The 23,349-nt window shown below is 69.6% G+C and carries 25 protein-coding genes and 1 pseudogene; 9 read left to right on the top strand and 17 right to left on the bottom strand.

Annotation, left to right across the window (positions count from 1 at the left end; translation table 11 throughout):
- Window positions 1–199: 199 nt before the first annotated feature.
- Together STROP_RS05500 and STROP_RS05495 are read right to left on the bottom strand one after the other, a co-directional pair.
- Entirely contained in the window at window positions 200–637 is a 438-nt protein-coding gene (locus STROP_RS05500; protein WP_011904993.1) for a nitroreductase family deazaflavin-dependent oxidoreductase, read from the bottom strand.
- A 108-nt stretch (window positions 638–745) separates the two neighbouring features.
- Entirely contained in the window at window positions 746–1,339 is a 594-nt protein-coding gene (locus STROP_RS05495) for a pentapeptide repeat-containing protein (protein ID WP_011904992.1), read from the bottom strand.
- 208 nt (window positions 1,340–1,547) lie between these two features.
- Here STROP_RS05495 and STROP_RS05490 point away from each other — a divergent pair, with 208 nt between their 5' ends.
- Window positions 1,548–2,189 (top strand): NAD(P)-dependent oxidoreductase, encoded by a 642-nt coding sequence (locus tag STROP_RS05490; RefSeq protein ID WP_011904991.1) that lies wholly within the window; start codon window positions 1,548–1,550, stop codon window positions 2,187–2,189.
- Here STROP_RS05490 and STROP_RS05485 read toward each other — a convergent pair.
- A complete protein-coding gene (locus tag STROP_RS05485) occupies window positions 2,183–2,842 on the bottom strand; it encodes a DUF6642 family protein (protein WP_011904990.1) in 660 nt (219 codons plus the stop codon). The two genes, STROP_RS05490 and STROP_RS05485, sit on opposite strands and share 7 nt — an antisense overlap.
- Window positions 2,843–2,972: 130 nt before the next feature.
- Window positions 2,973–4,568: a DHA2 family efflux MFS transporter permease subunit gene (locus tag STROP_RS05480; protein ID WP_011904989.1), complete on the bottom strand. Its 1,596-nt coding sequence runs from the start codon at window positions 4,566–4,568 to the stop codon at window positions 2,973–2,975.
- 325 nt (window positions 4,569–4,893) lie between these two features.
- On the opposite strand from STROP_RS05480, the gene STROP_RS05475 reads away from it, so the two are divergent.
- Together STROP_RS05475 and STROP_RS05470 are read left to right on the top strand one after the other, a co-directional pair.
- Window positions 4,894–5,487: a dihydrofolate reductase family protein gene (locus STROP_RS05475; protein ID WP_011904988.1), complete on the top strand. Its 594-nt coding sequence runs from the start codon at window positions 4,894–4,896 to the stop codon at window positions 5,485–5,487.
- Between the two features lie 183 nt (window positions 5,488–5,670).
- A complete protein-coding gene (locus tag STROP_RS05470; RefSeq protein WP_011904987.1) occupies window positions 5,671–5,991 on the top strand; it encodes a GYD domain-containing protein in 321 nt (106 codons plus the stop codon).
- Window positions 5,992–6,000: 9 nt separating this feature from the next.
- Here STROP_RS05470 and STROP_RS05465 read toward each other — a convergent pair whose 3' ends face one another.
- The 8 genes from STROP_RS05465 to STROP_RS05430 all read right to left on the bottom strand — a co-directional run bounded on the left by STROP_RS05465 (window position 6,001) and on the right by STROP_RS05430 (window position 14,584).
- Complete coding sequence (locus STROP_RS05465) at window positions 6,001–6,462, bottom strand: YunG family protein (protein ID WP_011904986.1); 462 nt, start codon at window positions 6,460–6,462, stop codon at window positions 6,001–6,003.
- Window positions 6,463–6,482: 20 nt separating this feature from the next.
- Complete coding sequence (locus STROP_RS05460; RefSeq protein ID WP_238380284.1) at window positions 6,483–7,682, bottom strand: hypothetical protein; 1,200 nt, start codon at window positions 7,680–7,682, stop codon at window positions 6,483–6,485.
- A gap of 98 nt (window positions 7,683–7,780) precedes the next feature.
- The gene (locus tag STROP_RS05455) at window positions 7,781–8,992 is read right to left on the bottom strand and encodes a hypothetical protein (RefSeq protein ID WP_043535216.1); all 1,212 of its coding nucleotides are present in this window, start codon (window positions 8,990–8,992) and stop codon (window positions 7,781–7,783) included.
- A gap of 138 nt (window positions 8,993–9,130) precedes the next feature.
- The gene (locus STROP_RS05450; RefSeq protein WP_026274986.1) at window positions 9,131–9,433 is read right to left on the bottom strand and encodes a putative quinol monooxygenase; all 303 of its coding nucleotides are present in this window, start codon (window positions 9,431–9,433) and stop codon (window positions 9,131–9,133) included.
- A 107-nt stretch (window positions 9,434–9,540) separates the two neighbouring features.
- Window positions 9,541–10,299, bottom strand: a complete 759-nt coding sequence (locus STROP_RS05445; RefSeq protein ID WP_011904982.1) for a MerR family transcriptional regulator — start codon at window positions 10,297–10,299, stop codon at window positions 9,541–9,543.
- 56 nt (window positions 10,300–10,355) lie between these two features.
- Window positions 10,356–11,723 (bottom strand): MFS transporter, encoded by a 1,368-nt coding sequence (locus STROP_RS05440; protein WP_011904981.1) that lies wholly within the window; start codon window positions 11,721–11,723, stop codon window positions 10,356–10,358.
- 138 nt (window positions 11,724–11,861) lie between these two features.
- Window positions 11,862–13,205: an SAM-dependent methyltransferase gene (locus STROP_RS05435; protein ID WP_011904980.1), complete on the bottom strand. Its 1,344-nt coding sequence runs from the start codon at window positions 13,203–13,205 to the stop codon at window positions 11,862–11,864.
- A complete protein-coding gene (locus STROP_RS05430; protein ID WP_011904979.1) occupies window positions 13,202–14,584 on the bottom strand; it encodes an FAD-binding oxidoreductase in 1,383 nt (460 codons plus the stop codon). The genes STROP_RS05435 and STROP_RS05430 overlap by 4 nt, the downstream gene beginning before the upstream one ends.
- Window positions 14,585–14,734: 150 nt before the next feature.
- Between STROP_RS05430 and STROP_RS05425 the strand changes: the two genes are divergently transcribed.
- A complete protein-coding gene (locus STROP_RS05425; RefSeq protein WP_011904978.1) occupies window positions 14,735–15,454 on the top strand; it encodes an RICIN domain-containing protein in 720 nt (239 codons plus the stop codon).
- Window positions 15,455–15,458: 4 nt separating this feature from the next.
- Here the strand turns inward: STROP_RS05425 and STROP_RS05420 are convergent, their stop codons facing one another.
- Complete coding sequence (locus tag STROP_RS05420; RefSeq protein WP_011904977.1) at window positions 15,459–15,926, bottom strand: hypothetical protein; 468 nt, start codon at window positions 15,924–15,926, stop codon at window positions 15,459–15,461.
- A 155-nt stretch (window positions 15,927–16,081) separates the two neighbouring features.
- Window positions 16,082–16,171 (bottom strand): annotated as a pseudogene (locus tag STROP_RS24630) (TetR/AcrR family transcriptional regulator); the annotation flags it as partial.
- Window positions 16,172–16,246: 75 nt separating this feature from the next.
- Here STROP_RS24630 and STROP_RS05415 point away from each other — a divergent pair.
- Complete coding sequence (locus STROP_RS05415; protein ID WP_011904976.1) at window positions 16,247–16,702, top strand: GNAT family N-acetyltransferase; 456 nt, start codon at window positions 16,247–16,249, stop codon at window positions 16,700–16,702.
- A gap of 20 nt (window positions 16,703–16,722) precedes the next feature.
- Complete coding sequence (mgrA, locus tag STROP_RS05410; RefSeq protein WP_037331507.1) at window positions 16,723–17,718, top strand: L-glyceraldehyde 3-phosphate reductase; 996 nt, start codon at window positions 16,723–16,725, stop codon at window positions 17,716–17,718.
- 198 nt (window positions 17,719–17,916) lie between these two features.
- Here mgrA and STROP_RS05405 read toward each other — a convergent pair whose 3' ends face one another.
- A complete protein-coding gene (locus STROP_RS05405; RefSeq protein ID WP_011904974.1) occupies window positions 17,917–18,525 on the bottom strand; it encodes a TetR/AcrR family transcriptional regulator in 609 nt (202 codons plus the stop codon).
- A 105-nt stretch (window positions 18,526–18,630) separates the two neighbouring features.
- Between STROP_RS05405 and STROP_RS05400 the strand changes: the two genes are divergently transcribed.
- Together STROP_RS05400 and STROP_RS05395 are read left to right on the top strand one after the other, a co-directional pair.
- On the top strand, window positions 18,631–19,104 hold the full coding sequence (locus STROP_RS05400; protein ID WP_011904973.1) for a GNAT family N-acetyltransferase: 474 nt from the start codon (window positions 18,631–18,633) through the stop codon (window positions 19,102–19,104).
- Entirely contained in the window at window positions 19,101–20,405 is a 1,305-nt protein-coding gene (locus tag STROP_RS05395) for an MFS transporter (protein WP_028565945.1), read from the top strand. Before STROP_RS05400 ends, STROP_RS05395 begins: the two co-directional genes overlap by 4 nt.
- A 195-nt stretch (window positions 20,406–20,600) precedes the next feature.
- Here the strand turns inward: STROP_RS05395 and STROP_RS05390 are convergent, their stop codons facing one another.
- Window positions 20,601–20,831, bottom strand: coding sequence for a DUF1737 domain-containing protein (locus STROP_RS05390; protein WP_028680577.1), 231 nt, complete (start codon window positions 20,829–20,831; stop codon window positions 20,601–20,603).
- 304 nt (window positions 20,832–21,135) lie between these two features.
- Window positions 21,136–22,098, bottom strand: a complete 963-nt coding sequence (locus STROP_RS05385) for a helix-turn-helix transcriptional regulator (RefSeq protein ID WP_011904970.1) — start codon at window positions 22,096–22,098, stop codon at window positions 21,136–21,138.
- Between the two features lie 63 nt (window positions 22,099–22,161).
- Here STROP_RS05385 and STROP_RS05380 point away from each other — a divergent pair, with 63 nt between their 5' ends.
- Window positions 22,162–23,304 (top strand): epoxide hydrolase family protein, encoded by a 1,143-nt coding sequence (locus tag STROP_RS05380; protein ID WP_011904969.1) that lies wholly within the window; start codon window positions 22,162–22,164, stop codon window positions 23,302–23,304.
- Window positions 23,305–23,349: the final 45 nt, after the last annotated feature.

The raw sequence follows: 23,349 nt of genomic DNA, 5'->3' as shown, positions 1-23,349 counted from the left end.
ATTCGCCACCGGCCGCAGATGGGGCCGGGGAACCGGCGGCGATCGCCGCCGTGGCCCGGGACCGCGACGGGTCCCGCACGCCAACGGTGCCCCCTGGCGGGGCCTTCGTCATCCCGGGCCGCCAGCCCGTACCTGATCGGGTGAAAACCAGTGCTTCAGCCCACCGACCGTGGCCACCGTGCTACCGCGGGGCCGGACGTCAGCTCCGCTCAAGCACCACCACCGGGATCTCCCGATCGGTCCGGGTCTGATAGTCATCGTAATCCGGCCAGATCGCCGCCATCGTGGCCCACATCCGCGGCTTCTCCGCCGGGCTCGCGACCCGCGCCCTGGCGGTGAACCGCTCCGCACCGACCTGCACCTCGACCCGCGGATCGTCAAGCAGGTTGAGGTACCAGGAAGGATGCTCCGGTGTGCCACCCCGCGAGGCGACCAGCAGGTACGCGTCACCGTCGCGGCCGTAGATGAGCGCGGTACGCCGCAGCGAACCGCTACGCCGCCCCCGGGTGGTCAGCAGCAGCGTGAACACACCGGGCCGCCACTCGTGCCCGTCCGCGCCGTCGGTTCGTACGTACCGCGCGACGTGGTCGGCCACCCAGTCCACGGAACTGTCCTGCACCTGCTCCCGCTCGGCCATCGACGGCTCCCATCCTCTGTGATCAATCTGTCGCTCTCACGCTACCCGCCCCGCGGCCACCCCGACCGGTTCGCCCGGTTGACATGGCACGACCGCCGGGAGGCATGGTCAGCCGATCTGAAAGCCGAGCGCCTGGGCCAGCACCACCGCCTGCTCGGCGCTGACGATCGCCCCGGCCCGCTCGACCTCGATCGGATCAAGGTCGGTGAGGTCGCTTCCGCGCAGGTCGGCGCGGGACAGCTTCGCGTGCTGCAACTGCGCCCCGGACAGGTCGACTCCGGTTACCGTCGCACCGCTCAGATCCGCCCGGATCAGGTCGGCCTCGCGCATCCGGACGTCGACGACGCGCGCACCACGCAGATCCGCGCCCGGAAGCGCGACAAACGACCAGTCGCCACCGACGATCGTCAACGGCCGCAGGTCACACTGGTCGAAGGTGCTGCCGACCAGCTTGCAGCCGGTGAACTCGGCGGCGAAGAAGTTGCAGCGGCGAAAGACGCATCGCGTGAAGGCCGTGTTGACGTGTCGGGAGGCGTTGAAGCTGACGTTGCCGAACGTGCACTCGGTGAAGAGCACCCCACGGGTGGTCGCCTCGGTGAGGTCGGCCCGCTCGAAATGGCAGCCCACGTAGTGCCGGTCGGCGATCTCCTCGCCGTACCAGTCCTCGTGGTGCAGGGTTAACCCATCGTGCTGATCCGGCATCTGGCCAGGCTACCGACCGGCACCGACAACAACGGCGCGGCCGGGCGACGCCGACGGCCCGGCGACGCCGACGGCCCGGCGACGCCAACGGCCCGGCGACGCCAACGGCCCGGCGACGCCAACGGCAACGCCTGGCATCGGCGTGGCGCCTCGGGTCGGGATCGGCAATCCCCGGGCGGCGGCCGGGCACCCTCCCTAGCCTGAGGGTGTGGGCACCATCGTCGTCTTCGGGGCGGGCGGAACCGCGGGCTCCCAGATCACCCAGGAGGCGTTCCACCGCGGGCATCGGGTCACCGCTGCGGTACGCCGGCCAGAGGCCACCTCGTACCTGCCGGCAGGGGTACGGGTGGTGACCGGCGACGCGACCAGCGAGCGCAGCGTACGGGAGCTGGCCCCGGAGGCCGACGCGCTGGTGGTGGCGATCGGTGGTGGGGAACGCGGCCTCTGGCTCGACGCGGCGCGGACGCTGGTCGGTACGCTACGCGGGACACCGAATCCGCCCCGGATCATCCACCTCGGTGGTGGAGCCACGCTGTGCACCCCGCAGGGCGGCCGGTTCCTGGACGAGCCCGACTTTCCCCAGGAGTACCGGGACGCGGCGCTGGGCCAGGCCGACGCCCTGACGTACTACCGGTCCGCGGCCGGCGGGGTGTGCTGGACGTACGTGTCACCACCGCCCCTGGAGTTCCACCCCGGCGCCCGCACCGGGCACTACCGCACCGGCGGGGACCACCCGGTAACCGATCACGAGGGCCGGTCGGTCCTCACCTACCAGGACATGGCCGTCGCGATCGTTGACGAAATCGAGAACCCACGGCACGAGAACACCCGTTTCACCGTCGCCTACTGACCCGGCAGCACCGGCCTGGTATTCGGCGGGCGCGGCGGACGGGCGGGCTGAACGGGCACCCGGGGGCGGGCCGACGGGCGCCAGGCGCGGCCGTTGGCATAGATCACCCGGAAGCCGAGGTACGAGGCGAGCGGCGCCCAGTGCGCCGAGCCCATCCGCAGTTCGGCCGCATTGTGCCGCTGCCCGTTGGCGAGCACGTCGAGCAGGACGGTCTCGAAGGCGGCGGATTCCACCCAGTCGACCTCCCGGGTGAACCCGCAGATCAGGGCTGCACCGGTGGACTCCAGGAACGCGCGCAGCACGGCGTCGTTGGCGCGCAGCACCGAGCAGCTGCCGAAGTAGAGGCGCCGTCCCTCACAGCGACCAGCCATCAGCTCGGCCACGTCGGTGAGGGGAACCGACTCCCAGTCGGTCAGGCGCAGCCGGCTGGGCTCCCCATGGGTGGCGAAGAAGCCGACCCGGTAGTCGGCGTACTGCTTGAGCAGCCAGCGGTCAACGAAGTAGAACAGTTCATCCCGGGTCGCCGCGTCCTTGTGGATAAACCGGATCCGGCTCAGTCGCTCCAGCAGTTCCAGGGTGGGTAGGACAGAGCCGCGCTCGTTGAGGTCACGGTGCCACTGGCCCTCCACACAGAAGACGCCACCGCGCGCCACCTGGCACCTCCCCTCGTCGGCGGCGCCGACGTTACCGGCTCCCCGGCGGCTTGCCGGGACATCACCGATGGTGTGGCGCGAGGGCGATGCGGAGGTGTCGGGGTCGCCGCGGCGACCCCGACACCGGAGTTCAGTGGACCACCACCGGCGTACTCGGTTCACCCGGCTGGTCGTCGCGCGACTGCGACCGTTCCCACCGCCGGGGTAGGAACGCAACCGGGACGAAGGTGAGCAGCACCAGCGCGAAGGCCACCCAGAACGTGGCGGCGAAGGAATCGGCGGCGAAGGCGAGCCCGCGCTCGATGAGCGTCGGGTCGGGGACCTGTTGGGCCAGTTCTGGCTGCCGCTGGGCGGCGATCGCCAGGCCCGCCTCGGTGACCGGCTCACCGTTCGAACCGGTCAGGCCGGGGATCGGCCGGGATCCGTTCAGCTCGTTGGTAAGGATCACCGACATCACCGCCGCGCCGACCGAACCACCGATCTGCTGGATGATGTTCATCAGGGTGGAGCCACGGGCTACCTCCGGCCCGGTCAGCGTCCGCAACGCCGAGGTCATGATCGGCATCATCGTGCCCCCCATACCCAGACCCATGACGAACAACGAGCCACAGATCAACAGATATGAGGTGTCTGGGCCGACCTGTGTGAAGGTAAAGAACCCAGCGGCGATCAGCACCAACGCGAACGGCACCGTTCGTCCCACCGGCACCCGGTCAGCCAGCGTCCCGGCGATCGGCATCGTCACCATCGCACCAATGCCCTGCGGCGCGATGAGGAGGCCGGCGTGCAGGGTCGACTCCCCGCGAACCTGCAGGAAGTAGCTCGGGAAGAGCAGGCCGGCGCCCATGAACGCGACAATGAACACGAACAGCGTCACCGACGCGATGGTCAGCCTGCGGTTGCGGAACAGCCGCAGGTCGAGGAGCGGATGCTGGGGCTTGAACGAGTAGCGGACGAAGGAGACCACCAGCGCGACGCCGAGCAGCATCGGCACCCACACCTCGGGGTCGGTGAAGGTGCCCGCCTCGGGCAGCGTGGAGACGCCGTAGAGGAACAGCGCCAGTCCCGGGGAGAGCATCAGCATGCCGAGGACGTCGAACGACTCGGACGGCTCCGGAGCGTCCTTCGGCAGGGCCAGCTGCGCGTAGACCAGGGCGAGCAGCCCGATCGGCAGGTTGATCAGGAAGATCCAGTGCCAGCTCGCCACGTCGATCAGCCAGCCGCCGAGGATCGGACCACCGATCGGACCGAGCAGCATCGGGATGCCCAGGACTGCCATCAACCGGCCGATCCGGTGCGGCCCCGCCGCCCGGGTCATGATTGTCATGCCGATCGGCATCAGCATGCCGCCACCGAGGCCCTGCAGCACCCGGTACGCGATCAACTCACCGATCGAGTCAGCGGTGGCACAGAGACCAGAACCGATGGTGAACAGGGCCAGGGCGATCATGTACAGGCGTTTGGTGCCGAAGCGGTCGGCCGCCCACCCGCTCAGGGGGATCACCGTGGCCAGGGCGAGGGTGTAGCCGGTCATTGTCCACGCGACCCGGGCATAGGACGCGTCGAACTCATTCTGGAAGGTCGGTAGCGCGACGCTGACCACCGTCACGTCGAGGATCGACATGATCGCGCCGAGCACGACGACGCCCGCCACCTTGAGCACCGCGGCGTCGAGCTTGTCCGGTGTCGCGCCCGGTTGAGGGGACGCGACCGATTGTTGTGTCACGGATTCTCCTGATGTCGGATCGACCGAAGGGAGGACGGTGCTGGCACGCCACGGCACCCGCCACGGACAACGGGTGACCAGGAATGTGCGGAACCGCAGGAAGACTAGTCCTCCCCGCCGACAGTCCGCCGTTCATTTCAAGGCTTGCGGAGGCGCGCTCGCGGTGTTCCTCGTCACGGTGTGACCGTCCCGGGCAGACGGTGTCGAAACCCCCGCTCCCGCTCCGTTCTAGCCACGACGTCAGGACGGCCGGGCGGAGGGCGCGGGCGCAGCCGCGCCCTCCGCTCCCGGCAGCCGTGGAGCACACACACCGAAAGGCAGCGGAATGCGCACACTCATCGTGGTCAGCGCCGTATCGATGGACGGCTTCTACGAGGGCCCCGGAAGCGGCGTGACAGTGCCGATGGAGAACTGTTTCGGCACGTACAACCTCGAACGGATCCAGGCGGCCGACACCGTGCTGCTCGGCGCGAACTCCTACGCCATGTTCTCGGGCTACTGGCCCGGCGTCGCCGACGACAGCTCCGCCTTCGAGGCGGACCGGGAGTTCTCAAAGATCTACAACCGCGTTGACAAGGTGGTCGTCTCCGACCACGCCTCCCCGTTGCCGGCCGAGCATCCCTGGGCCGACAACACCCGCATCATCAGCCGAGCCGACGCTCCCACCGAGATCGCCAAGCTCAAGGAGCAGGACGGCCGGGAGATCGTCACCTGGGCCAGCCGCGCCACCTGGAACGGGCTACTCCAGCACGACCTGATCGACGAGATCCACGTGCTCCTCGGCCCAGCCGCCATCGCCGGCGGCACCCCCCTGTTCGAACGCCCGGTCTCGCTCCGGCGCCTGGGAGTACGCACCTTCGACAACGCCGACACCGTCCTGCTCCAGTACGGCGTACGGCAGCCATCCGAGCAGCGGTGACCCATCGGGCGTACGCCTCGGCGACCGGCACCCACGGTGGTCTGGAGCCGCAGGACACCGCGTGAGTTCCGCGCCCTCCGCCGCCACCCGGTCCGTGAACAGCCAGGTGGCCGAGGCGTATCCGGGTGGCAAGCGGGTACCAAGGGTCGGGCCGCGGGAGCCCGAGAAGAAGGTGGTGCGAACATGCCGAAGTACCTCTTCCAAGCGACCTACACCACGCAGGGAGTGGCAGGACTGAGTGACAAGGGTGGAACAGCACGGGCCGAGGTGGTCCGGGCGATGATCGAGAACGCTGGCGGGCGGGTGGAGTCGCTGTACTTCGGGATCGGCCACCATGACCTCTTCGTCTCCTGCGAGATACCGGACAACATGACCACCGCCGCGCTCGGCATCGCCGCCATATCGACGGGTGGAGTGAGAGCGGAGGTCATTCCGCTGATTACGCCAGAGGAGATCGACGAAGCAGCTCAGACGCCGGTCACCTACCAGGCAGCGGGCAAATAGACCGCCCTGTCAGTCGGTGAGGCCGAGCATGCCGCGCACCCGGTGACGGAGCAGCGCGTACTGCTGGGTGCAACGGCTGGGTGGCCCCGGCGGCATGGTGACCACGGACGGCTCCTGGACAGTCTCGTCCACTGTGCACTGCGCCCGGGTGAGGTCGATCTCCACCCCGCCGGGGAGGCGGTTCCAAAAGTGCACACCCTGCCGGGACCCATCCCGCCCCAGCACCACCGCGCACAGCAGCTCGCCGCCGATCAGCTCACGCAGCACGAGCGCCGTCACGCCGCACTGCCCACGGGTTGGATTCGTCGCAGCCCAGGGCAGATCAACCGGATCGCAGGTCTCGGCCGACCAGGCGGCTCGGAGCACCCGGTCGATGTCCTTCAGCAGCACCAGGTCGAGCTCGGCCAGTGCGGTGCTGTCGGTTTCGGGCAGGCAAGATCGGTCGGCTTCGGCCAGCGAGGTCAACAGCATGCCCGGATGCTGCCGGCAGGCTACGACAGATTCGCCGCCCGGTCCCGGCCCCGGTTGCCCCGATCTCCCGTCGCGGCGGCGCGGTCACGGTCCTTCGCCCACCGGGGCGAACGCCCGTCCTGACCGGCCGACGGCGACCGGTCACTCGAGCGTTTCGGGCCGTGGTGCCTTCGGCTGGGTTCCCGCCCGTCGCGGGAGCGGTTCGGCGGTTCGGCACGGTGCGGTATCGGTGGATCAACAGGGGATGGCACGGTCGACCCCTCGACGACAGTTGGTACCACCACGGCCGGCGGCGGCACCACGGTGGTCGGATCGGGCTGTGGCGACGCGGGGGGCACCGGACGGCTACCCGGTCCAGAGCTGGATGGGCCCGGCGGGCTGGGCACGTCGCTGGGCTCGGACCGGTCGAGCCCCACCATCGGCGCGGCTGGCGGCAGGGCCACCCCAACGGCGACAGCGAGGGCAGTGACCACCGAGGCGGCGACGGCCGCAACGGCGCTGACGCCCCGGCGGTCGCTCAGCCGGGCCCGCACCGGGGCCTGCTCCGGTCGGGCGACTGGGGGCGCCGTCGGCCGGGTGCGCTGGTGGGTGGCGACCAGCTCATCCAGGCAGGCGGCGACCGCATCCCGGTTGCCAAGGCCGTCGGCGAAGGCGAGGGTGAGGTGGAACCGGAAGGTCAGGGTCACCGGACGCGACACCAGCAGCCCGGCCACCAGGGACCCGTCGACGGTGGGCAACAGGGTCAACGGCGAACGGCGATGGTGGGCCGGCGCGATCAGCTCCTCAAACCACCAGTCCCGTTGCCGGTGCCGGCCGAGGAAGACCACGCGCCGGTCGGTCACCACGCCGCTGCCGACCTCCACCGCCCGGATCCCCGGCGGCAGCGGACGCGGCGGCTCGTCGATGCCGGCCAGGTCCACCGCCAGCCCGGGCACGGGTAGTCGGCCAATGTTCCCGGAAACGGCCTCGACCAGCTCCACGACCGGGAACACACGGTGGACCACCTCACCGGGACGGAGGCGCACCGACGCGCTCCCCGGCGGACCAGATCCGAGCAGGCCGACCTCGACCCGCAGCCGGGTCAGCTCCTCGGCACGGCAGCGCCAAGCATCAGCCTCAGCCACATGAACACGCCGTCGCCGGTCGTTCTCCCGGTCGGCCCACCGGGAACGCCAGGACGGTCGGGGACCACGAACGAGGCGCGGTGAGGTCGCCGTCACGTACAGAACAACGTTTCACGTCCTGAATTGGATACGGCCGTCCCTCCTGGACAGCCAGCACGGTTCGACAGGAAACTGGAAGAGGTCCCCAAAGGGGCTCATCCCGGCTGCGGGCTCAGCGTACGGAAGGTGCGCCAGACACCGTCGTGTTGGCCACAGACGCGTGGGCTGCCACCGGCGAGGCTGACCGAGCCGTTCCCACACTGCACCAGGTACCCACGGCCGTCCCAGAATCCCGGCACGCAGTCGAGCCAGTCACACACCTCGGTGACCGGTTTCCGGATCGGGTCACCAGCGCAGAAGCCATACCCCAGTGGGTTGGTCGGGGCGCCGCAGAGGTCTGGTGCCGCGATCGGCGACGGTGCTGGCGACCCCGCCATGGTGGCAGCCGCACTGGCAGCCGTGGCAGAGGTCGCAGAGGTGGCTGCGGTAGCCGAGGCGGTAGCGGTCGCCGTACTGGTAGCGGCGGGCGGCTCGGCCGCCAGCCCGGCCGTCGCCGCCGCCGCCACCTCTGTCCGGCTCGAATCAGGTGGGGCGGACGGGGCGGACGGGGCAGAGACGATCAACGCCGCCGGGACCAGCAGGGCGACCCCGGCGGCGACGGCCAGCGTCCGCGCGCCACCGAGGACGAACCCAGTCAGCCGCGCCTGCGCGGGCGTGACGACGGGGGGACGAAGCGGTTTGCGCTGAGTGTGCTCGGCGAGGGCCTCGTCAAGTTGGGCGAGCACCACCTCCCGCTGCTCGATCGCGTCCGCGAAGGCCACACTCAGCTTGAACCGGAAGTCGGCCGCCACGTCCGATGGCAGGAGCAGGCCGGAGGCGCGCCGCCGGTCGAGCACCTGGATCAGCGTCACCGGCGCGCAGGGATCGTGGGCCAGACCGGTCAACTTGCCGTACGCCCAGTCTCGCCGACCGCGTCCACCGAGCAGGACCAGACGACGGTTGGTGATCACGGCGATGCCGGTGTCGGCGATCCGTACGCCGTCCGGGCGCCGCTTGCGCAGCGGACCGGGTCGCAGGGTGACCGTGAGCTCGGGCGCGGGGAGCACCGCCGCACGTCGGACCTCGACCAGCCGGGCGGCGGGCAGCACCCAGCAGACCGTCTCTCCGGGATCGAGTTCGATCGGGAGACCGGCGCCCGCGTCGGCCGAGCCGCCAAACTCCTCAGCCAGGGTACGCAGGCGCCGCAGCTCCTCATCCCGGCGCCGCCACGCCCCGTCGGCCTCACGGAACACCCGCTGCCGCCGTTCGTTCTGCCGGTACGCCCACTGGTACCGCCACGTCGAACCCGTCGAGTCAGTCATCGCCACGCCGACTCCTCCGCCGCGTAGGCCACCATTCGGGGTGTCACCAGGACCAACTCCGGTGGAACCCCGCGAGGGACGGCCTATAACGAGCAGTGTGTCCGATCGGCGGAGTGATTCAGGACGATAGGTGGATCCGCTGCGTCAGGGTGTCTCTACGCCGGAGATCTCATATCGATAGATCTTCGCGTCCCGGATCGCCACCTGCTGCTCCTCGGTCGGGCCGGCACCGCGAAAGGTCAGCAGCTGCTCCTCGGTCTCCCAACGCTCGTAGACGTTGATCCGGCCGGGCTCGACCAGGTCCCCACTGATCGTGAAGTCGAGACAGCCGGACGCGTCTCGCGCGGCGGTCACCACCTCGAGGCAACCGGCGAGGTAGTTGTCTCGATCCTCCGGGTCGACGTACATGCTTCCGGCGACGATGAGCACCTGCCGGACCTCCCACACTCGTGATCCACTGGCGAATCGCACCCGCCAGTCCTCGACGGTCGTAGGCTGGCGAAATTCCCACCAGCCAGCCTACGACCGTCGGAGCCCGTGCCCCGCCCCCTCGCTCAAGCCCGGCTGACCGCGTTGGCGTGGATGGCCTCGCTGAGGTAGGCGGCCATTCCTGGCTGGATCCGCTCGAAGTATTCGGTGAACCGTGGGTCCGCGAGGTACATGTCGGCCAGGCCGGTGTGCGCCTCATAGGGGCAGTCGTAGAACCACCGACTGATCAGCTGCCGGTGCTCCTCGGCCAGCTCCATCGCCGCCGGGCTGTCCGTCGCCGCCCCAGACGCCATCACCTCGGTCAACCGGCGGCCCCAGTCCTCGTTCTCGGCCTTGTGGCGCAGCCAGTCGTCCTTCGAGTAGCCGGAGGTGCGCCGGGACGACTCCTGGTACGCCTCGGTGCCGCTCCACCGCTGCTTCGCCTCCTCGGCGTACAACTCCGGATCGGCGTCGCCGAAGACCTCGAACCGCTCCTCCGGCGTCAACTGGATGTTCATCTTCCGTGCCTCCATCGCGAGTTCGATCGCCGCGACCATCTCCTGGAGCTTCCCGATCCGCCCGGTCAGCAGCTCGTGCTGCTGACGCAGGTGCTCCGCCGGGTCGCTCGCCGGATCGTCCAGAATCGTGGCGATCTCGTCCAACGGGAACCCCAGCTCCCGGTAGTAGCGGATCAGCTGCAACCGCTCAAGATCCATGTCGTTGTAGCGGCGGTAGCCCGCACTACTGCGACCGTGTGGCGACAGCAGCCCGATCTCGTCGTAGTGGTGCAGCGTCCGAACCGTTACGCCGGCCGCCTTCGCCACCTGCCCCACCGAGTAAGCCATGGCCCCTCCCTTCCGCGATCCAGGCTGCCGCCTCCCGCAACGTAGGGGTCAAGTCGCTATCGACGCTGATTTCGACGGACCAGCACCGCGACGGTCAGCGCGGCGAGCGCCGCCGCACCGGCCATCGCCCAGAGCACGGTGCGCAGCCCGCTGGTGAAGCCGGGATCGGCCAGCCGGCCCGCGGTGGTGCTTGCCAGCACCGCGCCGACGACCGCGATGGCGACGGTCTCGCTCGCCAACCGAGCAGTGTTGATCATCCCGGCACCGGTACCGGCCCGATGCGGCGGTACGCTTCCGATGGCGAGCGCGTCGAGCAGCCCGATGGACAATCCGATGCCGACACCGATGACGAGCAGCGGGCCGGCCAGGTCAGCCGTGCCGCTGGTCGGGGCGATCACCGTCGCCCACGCCGCCCCCGACGAGACCGTCAGGACGGCGGCGACGATCACCGCCGCCGCCGACAGCCACCGGGTCAGCACCCCGGCGAGCAGCGGGAACACCACCGTCGGCGCGGTCAACAGAACCAGGGTCAGGCCGGCGGCGCTGGGCGTCAGCCCGACCACCGTGGTGAGGTACGACGGCAGATACACCAGCAGCGGCACCAGGACAGCGACGACGGTGGCCGCTGCCAGACAGATACCGACGAAGCGCGGGTTGGCCAAGAGGGTCAGGTCGAACATCGGCTCGGGGTGGGACCGCTCCACCCGGACGAAGACGACGAGCAGAGCTGCCGTCGCCGCGAAGGCGGCAACGATCCTCGGGTCATCCCAGCCGTACGCCGGCCCCTGCACGAAGCCAAAGATCAACAGCAGTAGTGCGGCGGTGAACGAGACGGTCCCGCCCCAGTCGAGCCGGCCCGCGTGCGGTTGACGCGATTCGGGCAGCCACGGAACCAGCAGCAGTACCGCCACCGCCACCAACGCGGGCGCGGCGAACACCGCCCGCCATCCCAGAAGGTCGATCAGCAGCCCCGAGATCGACGGGCCGAAAGCCAGACCGGCGCCGATGGCCATCCCGAAGACGCTGAACGCGCGCATCCGGGCCTGCCCCTGAAAGGTGTTGGCCAGCAACGCCCCCGCGCTGGTCGCGGCGGCAGCCGCACCAACACCGGCGAGTGCGCGCAGCAGATTCAGCAGAAGAATGTCGCCGGCGGCGATCGCGAGCAACCCCGCCCCGGCGAAGATCGTGAGCCCGATGGCGAAGACCCGCCGCCGACCGAACAGGTCAGCCAGGGCACCCGTGGCGAGCATGAAGCTGGCAAAGGTGGCGTTGTAGCCGTTGACCACCCACTGCACCCCGGCCAGGTCGGTGTCAAGATCCCGCCCGATCTCGGGCAGCGCCACCGAGGCCCCGGTCAGCGAGAGCGGCAACGCAAAGGTTGACACCAGGACGGCGACCAGCACGACGACACGTCGGTTCCTCACCGTTCCCCCGTTCCTCCGAGCCGCTCCAGGCTAGTGGCCGCGTCCCGGCAGCCACCAACCCGGGCGGGTACGGGGGAGTCGGTACGGGGAGTCGCTGCGGGCGGTCACCCCCGGTGGCGACCGCCGGCAGCACCGGAGTCAGGGCAGCCAGTCCGGCCGCAGTGGGTAGCTCGTCACCCCCGCGGCGCTGGTCCGCGTCGCCAACACCTGGTGTAGCTGGATGGCGTTGCGCTCGAACGACATCCGGGATCCGGCCATGTACAGGCCCCAGACCCGGGCGGTTCCCGCACCCACCTCGCCGACGCAGAAGTCCCAGTTCGCCACGAGGTTGCGGCACCAGGCCGCAAGCGTCAACGCGTAGTGGCGGCGCAGGTTCTCCTCGTGCTGCACCTCCAAGCCCACGTCATGGATCTCGGAGAGCACCCGGCCCGGCCCGGCCAGCTCACCGTCCGGAAAGACGTACCGGTCGATGAACGCCCCGGAGCGGTGCGGCGCACGGTTGTCGGCACGGGTGATGCAGTGGTTGAGCAGCCGGCCGTCGGGCCGCAGCCGGTCCCGGAGCGAGCCGAAGTACGCCGGATAGTGACGTACCCCGATATGTTCGGTCAGTCCGATCGAGGACACCACGTCGAACTGCTCCCGCGGCGTGTCCCGGTAGTCGAGGTACCGCACCTCGGCCAGCCCGGTCAGCCCCTCCCGCTCGATCGCGGCCTGCGCCCACTCGGCCTGTGCTCTGGACAGGGTCACCCCGAGCGCCTGGACGCCGTACTCCCGGGCCACGTGCCGGACCATGCCGCCCCACCCGCAGCCCACATCCAGCAGCCGCACCCCGGCCTTGACCGCGAGCTTCTGCGCCACCAGGTCGTACTTGGCCGCCTGCGCCGTCTCCAACGAGTCCTGCGGCGAGCGGAACAATGCGCAGGTGTACGTCATCGACTCCCCGAGCACCTTCTCGTAGAAGGCATTCGACACGTCGTAGTGGTGCGAGATGGCACTACTGTCCCGGATGCGGGAGTGACGCAGCCCGCCCATCACCCGCTTCCACCGGGGCACCGCCTCCTGGGGCGGAGGTGGCGGCGGTAGCAGCCGCTCCCAGCCCAGGCCCCGGGCCAGGGCCAGGGCCTCGGGCACCGGCGGAACCCGCAACCGCAGCTCGTCCTTGAGGACCCGCAGCGCCTCGTACGGGTCACCCGGGTGCACCCCCGACAGGCCGAGGTCGCCGCTGACATATGCCCGGGCCATCCCCAGGTCACCCGGGGCGGTCAGCAGATAGGACAGGCCGCGCGGGGATCGGATGGCGAGGGTGATGCCGGCGTCAGCCGGGCCGACCGAGCTGCCGTCGTACCCGGTGATCCGTACCGGCAGGGGTTCGGTGGTCAGCGCCCGAATGACATCGGCCAGGGTCCGGCCCCGACCTCGGGCCACCCGCGACGGTGCCGCGGGGACGCTCGCTTCCCGCTGGTGTCGATCGATCAGACTCATGCTCGTGCTACCGCCTTCTCGTACAGTCCGGTGAGCCGGTGAGCCGGGTCGTAGCGGTCCTTGACCGCCCGCCAGGTGTCGCCGCCGTACAGCCGGTCGAACACCTCCCGGTCGTAGTACGCGTCGGAGTAGAGCGACTTGTGCCCGCCAAGCTCCGACACCCTGCGTTCGATCGCCCGGTTCATGTCGCCGTCGGCGGCGCCCCCGGTGATCGGCACGCTTCCCCAGAACCCAATATTCACGTAGTCCTGCCCGGGCCGCAGCGGATACAGCGGCCACGACCGGGCCGACCCCGACCCGGTCGGTTCCCGCAGCCGCAACGGGCAGAGCCAGACCGGGGTCATCCGCACGGCCGTGGCGAACCAGCGCAGGAAGTCGGCGACCCGCTCCAGCGGGATCTCCACGTCCTGCACCACCCGTTCCCGCGCCGGCTGGCCGCGCCACCGGTCGATCCGCGCGGCCACCTGATGCCGGTGCTCCAACCGGACCAGCCGGTGATAGACATCGCTGCGCCGCCAGCGCGCCGGCCAGATCCGGCGCACCACCGGGTGCTGCGCCCCGAACGCCGCGGAGCACCAGAACCAGTCGGTGTCCCAGCGCCACAGGTAGTCGTGCCCGGTCAGCGCATCCTGGGTACGGTGCCGCAGCGACCGGTAGTAGATCTCCTGACCGGTGTAGTCGCTCACCGGCCCGGCGTCGTCGGTGAAGGTGGCGAGCACCAGGTACGCCTCGTCAGGGCTGAACATCACCCCGTCCATCGCGTCCACCGTCGCGCCGGCCCACGAGCGGGTGGCGCTGACCTCGCCGATCGCGTCAGCCAGTTCCTCCAGCCGGTTGAACCGCACATTGTGCAACGCGACCCGCCGGCCGATCGGTTGCAGCTCGATCCGCAGCCGGGTCGCGTAGCCGAGGCTGCCCAACGAGTTGGGGAAGGCGGCGAACAGGTCGGCGTGCTCCCCCTCCGGTCGGGCGGTGACGACCTCCCCCGCCCCGGTGAGCACGTCCAGCTCGGTCACCGACTCGTGCGGGAGCCCGTTACGGAACGACGTGGACTCGATCCCCAGGCCGGTCACCGCCCCGCCAAGGGTGATGGTGCGCAGCTGTGGCACCACCAGCGGCATCAGCCCGTGTGGCAGAGTCGCGTCAACCAGGTCCTCGTACGTGCACATGCCCTGCACCTCGGCGGCGCGGGCCGCCGGGTCAACGTGGAGGACGCCGCCGAGGCCACTGACATCCAGGCCCGGCGCGCGCGGCGCCGCGCGTGGGCGGAACAGGTTCGAGGTGCGCTTGGCAAGGCGGACCGACTCTCCCGGCCGCACCGCCGCGTACGACCGCCGGAGCTGGGCCACGGCCTGATCATGATCACGCACGGCATACATGAGATCACTTTACGCCTAGGTACGACTCAGACAGCGGAGGTCCACGGTGGCCGATACCGAAATGTCGAACCGAGTCGGCAGCCCTCGGTGGCACAGCAACGCGGCCGGGGCGGCTGGCCGTACCCCCCGTTGGTGGGTCAGGATGCCGGCATGTCCGCCTCCGCGCAACGCCCCGACCGGGCCGGCACCGTCTACCACCGCCCCGGCGCCACCCGTCCCCGGCTACCCCGCGATCCGCTGATGTGGGGGGCGGCGCTCGTCGGCGTCGCCGGCCTCCTACTCGGGGGGTTCTTCGTCCTCGGTGGTCCGGGGGGCGGCGGCACTCCAGCCGTCCCGGCGGTGGCCGCGACCGGGTCGACCGGCACATCGACCCCGGCGGCGCAGGAGCCGTCCGCCCCACCAACCGTGGGGACCAGTTCCCCGACGTCCACCCCGTCCACCGCGCCGGCCCAACCCACCGGCCCGACGGTGTTTCGCCAGGTGGCGTCGGGCCGTTGCCTGGGCATCGACGGAGACGGCGCGCAGGCGACCGCGAAACTCCTCGACTGCCGCGGCGACGATTCGCGACAGCGGTGGCTCCCCAAATCCATCGGCTCCGGCCTGGTAGCCCTGGTCAACCAGGCCTCGAACATGTGCCTCGACGTCGAGGGCGCCAACGCCGACGACGGGGCGAGGCTTCAGCAGTACCCCTGCCACGGCGAGGCCAACCAGCAGTGGCGGCTCGTACCCACCGCCGGTGGTCCGGTGCTGATCGCGGCGCTGCACAGCGGCCGGTGCGCGTACCCGGACGCCGGCAGGCCCGACGCCGGTACCGAGATCCGGCAGACCACCTGCGTCGACACCCCCGACCAACAGTGGCAGCTCGGCTGACCGGTTACTCGGCTCCCCGGAGCACCCGGAGCTGGGCCCGGTGTTTGGGAAGGTGAACCCGGGCGTGTAGGTCCAGCACCCGCCCCCAGGGCAGCGGACCGTCCACGGCCAGGTCGTAGCCCTCGCGCAGATGGGTGTCGACCGGTGTACCGGCCGCCGGGCCGAGCCGGTCGACCAGGGCCACCAGCTGCCCACTGGTGGCGCGCAACCGCGTATCCAGCCCGTCGAGGCCACCGAACTCGGCGACCAACGCATCGACCTGGGGCCGGTGCACCACCTCCAGGTCGTAGTAGGCGTACGGCGAGCCGGCGAGGACCGCCTCGGTCGCCTCGATCATCAGCTCGTCGTTCGCGACGAGATGGGCGATGATCTGCTCGGCGCCGAAGCGCCCGTGTGGTGCGGGCCCGAAGCCGCCCGCGGCCACCTCCGCGAGCAGCTCGTCGTAGGCCCGCCCCAGCGCTGCGCTGTCCACGCCTGCCAGTCAAACCCGCGACTCGCCGGTCCGCCTCGCGTTCCGGCGCGGTGTTCACCCGGACGGGTGGCGGTGGACGAGCGGTCCGCCCCGGGTCAGTCGGGCCGGACGCGGCGGCCAGCTCCCCGACCCGGTCAACGAACCGACGGTCGTAGGAGACCGGGCAGGCTGCGCTCGGCAAGCACCGACCAGGTGGCCGCCGAGAGGCGTTGCCGCTGGTCGGCCAGGTCACGTCGTCTGACCATCCACCCTCCCCGGTCCGGCTCCCCCATCTCGTAGCGTACGTTACGGTAACTCTTGTTACGAACAAGGAGGACACGATGGTCTCCGTCACCCCCGAACCGTGGGAATCCACCGACAGCACCCGACTGCGCGCCGCCCAACGCGCCGAGTTGGACGCGCGCTACCACAGCGACGACCACGAGCCCGGCGCCCCGCCCACCGCCGACAGCATCCCCGTCTTCCTCGTCGCCCGCGACCACGACGGCACCGCGCTCGGCTGTGGCGGCCTCCGCTTCCTCTCCACCGAATCCGCCGAGATCAAACGGATGTACGTCGAGCCGAGCGCCCGCGGCACCGGCGTCGCGACAGCCATCCTCCACGCCCTGGAGGAGGCCGCCCGCACCGCCGGCGTACAGACCCTGCTGCTGGAGACCGGCCCCGCCCAACCCGACGCGATCCGCTTCTACGAACGGGAGGGCTACCACCGCATCGCCAACTTCGGCCCGTACCAGGACGAGTCACTCTCCGTCTGCTACGCCCGCAAGCTGACCTGACCCGGTCGACGGCTACCCTCATGATCGTGACCTACGAGGCCGCCGACACACGCTACGACCAGATGACCTACCGGCGCAGCGGGACCAGTGGGCTCCGCCTGCCGGCGATCTCGCTCGGCCTGTGGCACAACTTCGGGCCGGACCGCCCCTTCGATCGACAGCGGGACATCGTCCGCCGGGCCTTCGACCTCGGCGTCACCCACTTCGACCTCGCCAACAACTATGGCCCACCACCGGGCTCAGCCGAGGAGAACTTCGGCCGGATGCTCGCCACGGACCTGAAGCCGTACCGCGATGAACTGGTCATCTCCAGCAAAGCCGGCTACCTGATGTGGCCCGGACCGTACGGCGAGTGGGGGTCCCGCAAATACCTGGTCGCCTCCCTGGACCAGTCGCTACGCCGCCTGGGACTGGACTATGTCGACATCTTCTACAGCCACCGGTACGACCCGGACACCCCGCTGGAAGAGACGATGGGCGCCCTGGACGCCGTCGTTCGGGCCGGCAAGGCGCTCTACGTCGGCATCTCCAACCACACCTCGGAACAGACCCGACGGGCCGCGGCGATCCTGCGCGACCTGGGCACCCCGCTGCTGATCAACCAGCCGTCGTACTCGATGCTGAACCGCTGGACCGAGGAGGACGGGCTGCTCGACACGCTCACGGATGTCGGTGCCGGCTGCATCTCCTTCAGCCCACTGGCGCAGGGCCTGCTTACCGACCGCTACCTCGACGGCATCCCCGCCGACTCCCGGGTACGCACCAGCGTCCACCTGTCCGAGCGGGACGTGAGCCCGGAACGGCTGGCCACCATCCGTGGACTCGCCGCCATCGCCCAACGTCGCGGCCAGTCCCTCGCGCAACTCGCACTCGCCTGGGCACTGCGCGACCCCCGGATGACCAGTCTGATCATCGGCGCCAGCAGCGTCTCCCAACTCGAGGCCAACCTCGCCACGCTGGACAGCCCCGACCTGACCGCCGAGGAGCTGGCCGAAATCGACCGCCAGCTCAGCTGACCACGGCTGCCCGCGCAACGGTCCGCTCGTCCAGGTGCGCGAGCGGGCCATGCCATCGAGCACCTCAACGACGCGACGGGCAACCGTCGCACGCGACCTGCGACGCTGATTCAGTGCTGGGCGACCGGCGGCTGGCCCACCGTCGCGGCAGCCAACCGCCCCGATGCGACGCCAAGGACATCCGGCAGTAGACAGCGATCAACCGCCCGAAGAGATGCTGCCTGGTGCGGTGAGGCGGACGAGGGCGCTTTCTACGGCCCGACGCTGCTCAGCGGGGTGATAGGTCGCAGGGTCGAGCGCGGCGAGGGTGTTGATGCCTTCGACGAGCGCCACGAGAGCGGTGGCTACATCTGCTCGCACGTCCTGCGCAAGATCCGGGTATGCCTCGGACAAGAGCCGGTTGACGCGGGCGAGAAAGGAGCGGTTGTGCTTGCGGTGTAGGTCGGCGAGATCGGCGTTGGCGACTGCGGCCGCCGCGTACGCGATCCAGACCCCGGCCTCCTGTCTCTTGTCGTCAGAGGCGGCGACCGCCTGCGACAGCACGGCTCGTAGCCGGTCTCGTGGGTCCGCGGCAGCCGCCTCAGCCCGCTCGATGCGCTCAGCGGTGCGTTCATGCAGCAGGTCCCGTGCGTGCCGAAGCAGGGACAGCTTGTCGGGAAACGTGTGCATCACCAATCCCGTACTGCAGCCGGCGCGTTCGGCTACGGCCCGGACCGTCAGGCCGGTCAAACCATCCTGGGCCAGTACAGCCCAGGTGGCAGCCGACAGTCGTTGCCGCTGGGCCTGGACATCACGAGTACGAGTCATCCCGCCCTCCCTGTCGAACCGTCACATCCAACCCGGCCACCGTAGCAGATGTTACGGTAACAACTGCTACGGTAACGCTTGTTACGAACAGCGAGGGAGGACCGGATGGACGTGCTCGTCACCCCAGAGCCCTGGAAGGCGCCGGACGCAGCCAGGCTGCGCGCCGCGCAACGTGCGGAACTCGACTCCCGGTACGGAAACGACGACCACGAACCGGGGGTCGCACCCAGTGCGGACGACATGGCCGTCTTTGTCGTCGCCCGGCAGCCGGACGGGGCTGCGGTCGGCTGTGGCGGATTGCGGATGCTCGCACCGGACAAGGCGGAGATCAAACGCATGTACGTGGTCCCCGCCTACCGCGGCACCGGCGTTGCCACGGCAATCCTGCGCGACCTCGAAGCACGCGCGTACCACGTCGGCATCCGGCAGCTTGTGCTCGAGACCGGAACGCTACAGCCCGAGGCGGTGAGGTTCTACGAGCGTGAAGGCTACGATCCGATCCCCAACTTCGGCCCCTACGTGGGCGCCACCCAGTCGGTGTGCTTCGCACGCACCCTCGGCCCGCCGACCCACTCGTGACCGCCCCGAGCCGCTCACGTCCGGCGTCCAGGCCATGGGGCGTAGTCGTCCACAGCTCCGCTACGACGCTGCGACCAGCCGACCCAGTCGCCGCGGCACTGACCACATCAGCCATGGCCTCCTCGTTCAGCAACGGCGTGTTCTACACAGTCAGCGCCCTGTTCTTCACCAGGGTTGTCGGCCTGGGCGTCGGCCAGGTCGGCCTCGGGCTGACCATTGCTGGCGCGATCGCGATCGCCGCCTCATTCGTCGCCGGTCGCGCCGCAGATCGAATCGGCGCACCGGCAGTCCTGGTTACCACGACCGCCAGCCAGGGGCTGGCCCTACTCGCCTACCCCACCACTGCCACTCTCACCACATTCACCCTGGTCGCCGGAGTCGCCGTCGCCAGCAAAGCCGCTCAGGGCACCGCCCGGGCCACCGTGTTGGCACATGCGTTCACCGGCGCCGAGCGCGTCCTCGTCCGAGCTCGCCTCGGCGTGGTCATCAACGTCTTCACGGGCGTCGGCACGGTCTGTGGTGGATTGGCCCTGCTCGCCGACACCACGGTCGGCTACATCATGGCGATCCTGGGCTCCGGGATCTTCGTCCTGATCTCCGTATGGCCGTTGCTGGCCATCCGCAGCCAACTCGCCGCACGGGCGCGCGACGACGAGGCATGTGCCACCATGGCCGCGGACCGCTCAGGACCATCACCGTTGCGGGACCGCTGCTATCTGGCCGTCAGCGGGCTGAATGCGCTCTTGGCCATGCATGCCGGCCTTCTCACCGTCGGCGTTCCTCTGTGGATCACCGAGCACACCTCAGCGCCCACCATCACCGTCACGGTGGTGCTCCTTCTCAACACCGCTCTCGTCGTCGCTATCCAAACCCCTCTGGCGAGGCGCATTCATGGCATTCGCCGTAGCGCCCGAGCCGTCCACGTGGCTGGACTCACTCTCGCGCTGGCCTGCCTCGTCTACTCGGCATCCGCCACCACATCGACTGCCATCGCCATTGTCCTGCTGCTCAGCGCCGCCGTTCTGCACACCATCGGCGAGGTCGCCGCCGAGATCGGCAGCTGGGGCCTGGCGTTCGACTTCGCACCAAACAGCTCCGCCGGCGCATACCAGGGAGTCAACCAAGCCAGCGTCGCCGCGGGCGCCATGCTCGCTCCCCTTGTCATCACCACCACCGCGCTCACCCATGGTGCGGTCGGCTGGCTTGTGCTGGCCGCCGTCTTCACCTCGGCGGGAGCAGGCACGCTCCTGGCCGTCAGGGGCCGTCAGCTCCCTCAAGGGGGAATTGCGGGAATTCGGTAACTCCCTGTCAAGGACAGCACTCGCCGCCGGTCCGGACCGCCTCATCGCGGCAGTTCCGGCCGTCCCCGCCGCGTGGCGGCGCGCGACGTTGGCCGACGACGCGCCGCCGCACATCTTCGCGAGCCAGGTCCGGATCCCGGCCGGTGGTCCGGACCTGTTCCGGCCAATCAGGATCGGCGCAGTCCGGCCACGAGATCAACCCCGAGGACCGTCCACGGACTCAGGCGTACCTGATCCTGCGGTAGCGCCGGGCCAGACAACGGCTTGCGCGGCGATCACTCGTCCTCCGTCGAAGGTCACCGCCGGGCTGCCGTGGAGGCGATACCCGAGGTTGAGGGCCTCGCTCACCCGGTAACAGAACTTTTCGTCGTCCGGGCCCGTCAGCAGGCGGTAGCTCGGCAGGCCATTCGGCGGCTGATCAGTCATACCAGCAAGCATGCCAGAGCGGAACTGGTCCGGGACTTGGAGATCAGTGCTCCAGCGATCTACAACCGGCGCCGCCAGACGCTGGTCGACACCGACCAGAAGCCGGGTGTCACCCCTGCTGTTCCAGCAGCACGGGTCGCGAAGGGCGGATTGCTGAGCGGGAGTCCGCACGGCGTTGACACGAAGCTGGGATCCCTGACACCCACGTCTACCCAAGCGGTTGCCAGGAGCTGACCGATGATCGGTCCAACGCAGCCAAGTGGATCGGTCCAACATGAGCCGGTGGGGCACGGACGGTCGAGACTCACGTCGTGGATGCGCCACCCGCCGCGCGGTGGAGCCTCGCCGCGAGGCGCTCGAGCGCCACCGCGAGTTCGTCTCCGTCGATCACCTCGATGTCGAGGTCGAGCTGTGTCATCCACAGCGCAAGCCGGTCGGGGTGGTCGGAGCCCAGCACGACCTGGCAGGTGAACTCGTCGACCACCTCGATGTCGACCGGGATGCGGATCTTCGCGGCGACGGTGGCGGCGGGAGCATGTACGAGTACCCGGGCACGGTAGGTCCAGGCCGCCTTGCTGACGCGTCCGACAACGTACTCGACGACGTTGTCCGCCGGGATCAACCGCGGCTGAAACCGCACACCCGTCGGTGCGTACACCACCATGCGGTCGACCCGGAAGACCCGCCAGTCATCCCGGTCGAGATCCCACGCAAGCAGGTACCAGAGCGATCCCCAGCTCACCAGTCGTTGCGGTTCGGTATGACGGACCCCCTCGCCGCCCCCGGGCTTGGTGTAGCCGAACCGCAACCGCTCGTGGCCGCGGATCGCGGCGGCGACCGCGCCGAGAGCCGACAGATCAAGCGGCGGTCGCACCCCTGGAACAACGCTCGTCGCCTCCCGTACCGCCTCGACGCGCCGACGCAGGCGCGCGGGCAGCACCTGCTCCAGCTTCGCGAGCGCGGTAAGCGATGTCTCTTCGACACCGAGCCGCTGGGTCGCGACCGCACCCAGCCCGACCGCGACCGCGACCGCCTCCTCGTCGTCAAGCAGCAATGGGGGCATCGCCGTCCCGGCGACCAACCGGTAGCCGCCCGCGACGCCCGGACGCGCGTGCACGGGATAGCCGAGCGACCGCAGCCTGGCGATGTCGGCACGCACCGTCCTCGTGCTCACCTCAAGCCGGCCGGCGAGTTCGGCGCTCGTCCAGTCGCGCTTGAGCTGGAGCAATGACAGCAGTTCAAGCAGGCGGGCAGAGGTCTCCAACACGTTCCCCATCTTTTCAGCAATCGCGGAAGCTACCCTGCCGCATTGCCTGAGAACGTCGGTGTCATGCACGAGAACAACGCGCTCACCCCGTTCCGCATCGACATCCCGCAGGCCGACATCGACGACCTGCGTAACCGGCTGTCCCACACCCGCTGGCCGGACCCCGTGCCCGGCCGAGACGACCGCACCGACTTCAGCCGCGGCATCCCCCGGGCCTACCTGAAGGAACTCGCCGACTACTGGCGTGACGACTTCGACTGGCGTGCTCAGGAGGCAAAACTGAACGAGTACGAACAGGCCACGACGGTCGTCAACGGTCAGACGTTCCACATCGTCCACGTGCGATCGACGAACCCGCAGGCCACCCCGCTGATGCTGAACCACGGCTGGCCCGGCTCGTTCGTCGAGTACCAGCACCTCATCCCGCTGCTGACCGACAGGTTCCACGTGGTCATCCCGTCGCTGCCCGGTTTCGGGTTCTCCACCCCGCTGTCCGGGACCGGCTGGGAGTTGGCGCGGACCGCAGAGGCCTACGCCGAGATCATGACGCGTCTCGGCTACGAGAGGTTCGCCGCCCACGGCACCGACATCGGTTCGGGCACCACCGGTCGCCTCGCCACCGAATACCCCGAGCGCATCATCGGCACGCACCTCGGCATCGACCCCCACCTACTCGGGTTGGTCGGCGACAAGTTCCCCTACCCCGACGGCCTCTCCGACGACGAAATCACCCAGATCCAGGCAGTACGCACCGAAGACGCGACCGATCGCGGATACCTCCTGATGCACAACCACCGCCCCGACACGATCGGCGCGGCCCTCACCGACTCGCCGGTCGGTCAGCTCGCGTGGATCGCTGAAAAGTTCAAGACCAAGACCAACGGCACCTACCAGACCCCAGACGAGTCGGTCGACCGTGACCAACTCCTCACCAACATCAGCCTGTACTGGTTCACTCGCAGTGGCGCGTCAAGCGCACAGTTCTACTACGAGTCCGAGCACTCCGGCCTCGACCTGGTCATGGCCGCCCCCGTACCGACCGGATGGGCCGTGTTCGACACCCACCCACTCCTCCGCCGCACGATGGACCCAGGGAAGGCGATCAGCCACTGGAGCGAGTTCACCGAAGGCGGGCACTTCCCCGCGATGGATGCCACCGAACTACTCGCCAACGACATCCGCACCTTCTTCCACAGCATCTCCTAGCCCCTCGCGATCGGGATCGGGTGCCGTAGCGGATGGCCCGGCGCT

The organism is Salinispora tropica CNB-440 (assembly GCF_000016425.1).
In the GTDB taxonomy this organism is placed as follows: Bacteria; Actinomycetota; Actinomycetes; order Mycobacteriales; family Micromonosporaceae; genus Micromonospora; species Micromonospora tropica.
The sequence above is the reverse complement of the archived record's forward strand: the minus strand, read 5'-3'. Positions and strand labels throughout refer to the sequence as shown.

Bases quoted from the DNA above. Each gene is read 5' to 3' on its own strand.
- STROP_RS05500 (WP_011904993.1), bottom strand. From the start codon at position 637: ATGGCCGAGCGGGAGCAGGTGCAGGACAGTTCCGTGGACTGGGTGGCC.
- STROP_RS05495 (WP_011904992.1), bottom strand. From the start codon at position 1,339: ATGCCGGATCAGCACGATGGGTTAACCCTGCACCACGAGGACTGGTAC.
- STROP_RS05475 (WP_011904988.1), top strand. From the start codon at position 4,894: ATGCGCACACTCATCGTGGTCAGCGCCGTATCGATGGACGGCTTCTAC.
- STROP_RS05470 (WP_011904987.1), top strand. From the start codon at position 5,671: ATGCCGAAGTACCTCTTCCAAGCGACCTACACCACGCAGGGAGTGGCA.
- STROP_RS05465 (WP_011904986.1), bottom strand. From the start codon at position 6,462: ATGCTGTTGACCTCGCTGGCCGAAGCCGACCGATCTTGCCTGCCCGAA.
- STROP_RS05445 (WP_011904982.1), bottom strand. From the start codon at position 10,299: ATGGCTTACTCGGTGGGGCAGGTGGCGAAGGCGGCCGGCGTAACGGTT.
- STROP_RS05435 (WP_011904980.1), bottom strand. From the start codon at position 13,205: ATGAGTCTGATCGATCGACACCAGCGGGAAGCGAGCGTCCCCGCGGCA.
- STROP_RS05430 (WP_011904979.1), bottom strand. From the start codon at position 14,584: ATGTATGCCGTGCGTGATCATGATCAGGCCGTGGCCCAGCTCCGGCGG.
- STROP_RS05425 (WP_011904978.1), top strand. From the start codon at position 14,735: ATGTCCGCCTCCGCGCAACGCCCCGACCGGGCCGGCACCGTCTACCAC.
- STROP_RS05415 (WP_011904976.1), top strand. From the start codon at position 16,247: ATGGTCTCCGTCACCCCCGAACCGTGGGAATCCACCGACAGCACCCGA.
- mgrA (WP_037331507.1), top strand. From the start codon at position 16,723: ATGATCGTGACCTACGAGGCCGCCGACACACGCTACGACCAGATGACC.
- STROP_RS05405 (WP_011904974.1), bottom strand. From the start codon at position 18,525: ATGACTCGTACTCGTGATGTCCAGGCCCAGCGGCAACGACTGTCGGCT.
- STROP_RS05400 (WP_011904973.1), top strand. From the start codon at position 18,631: ATGGACGTGCTCGTCACCCCAGAGCCCTGGAAGGCGCCGGACGCAGCC.
- STROP_RS05390 (WP_028680577.1), bottom strand. From the start codon at position 20,831: ATGACTGATCAGCCGCCGAATGGCCTGCCGAGCTACCGCCTGCTGACG.
- STROP_RS05380 (WP_011904969.1), top strand. From the start codon at position 22,162: ATGCACGAGAACAACGCGCTCACCCCGTTCCGCATCGACATCCCGCAG.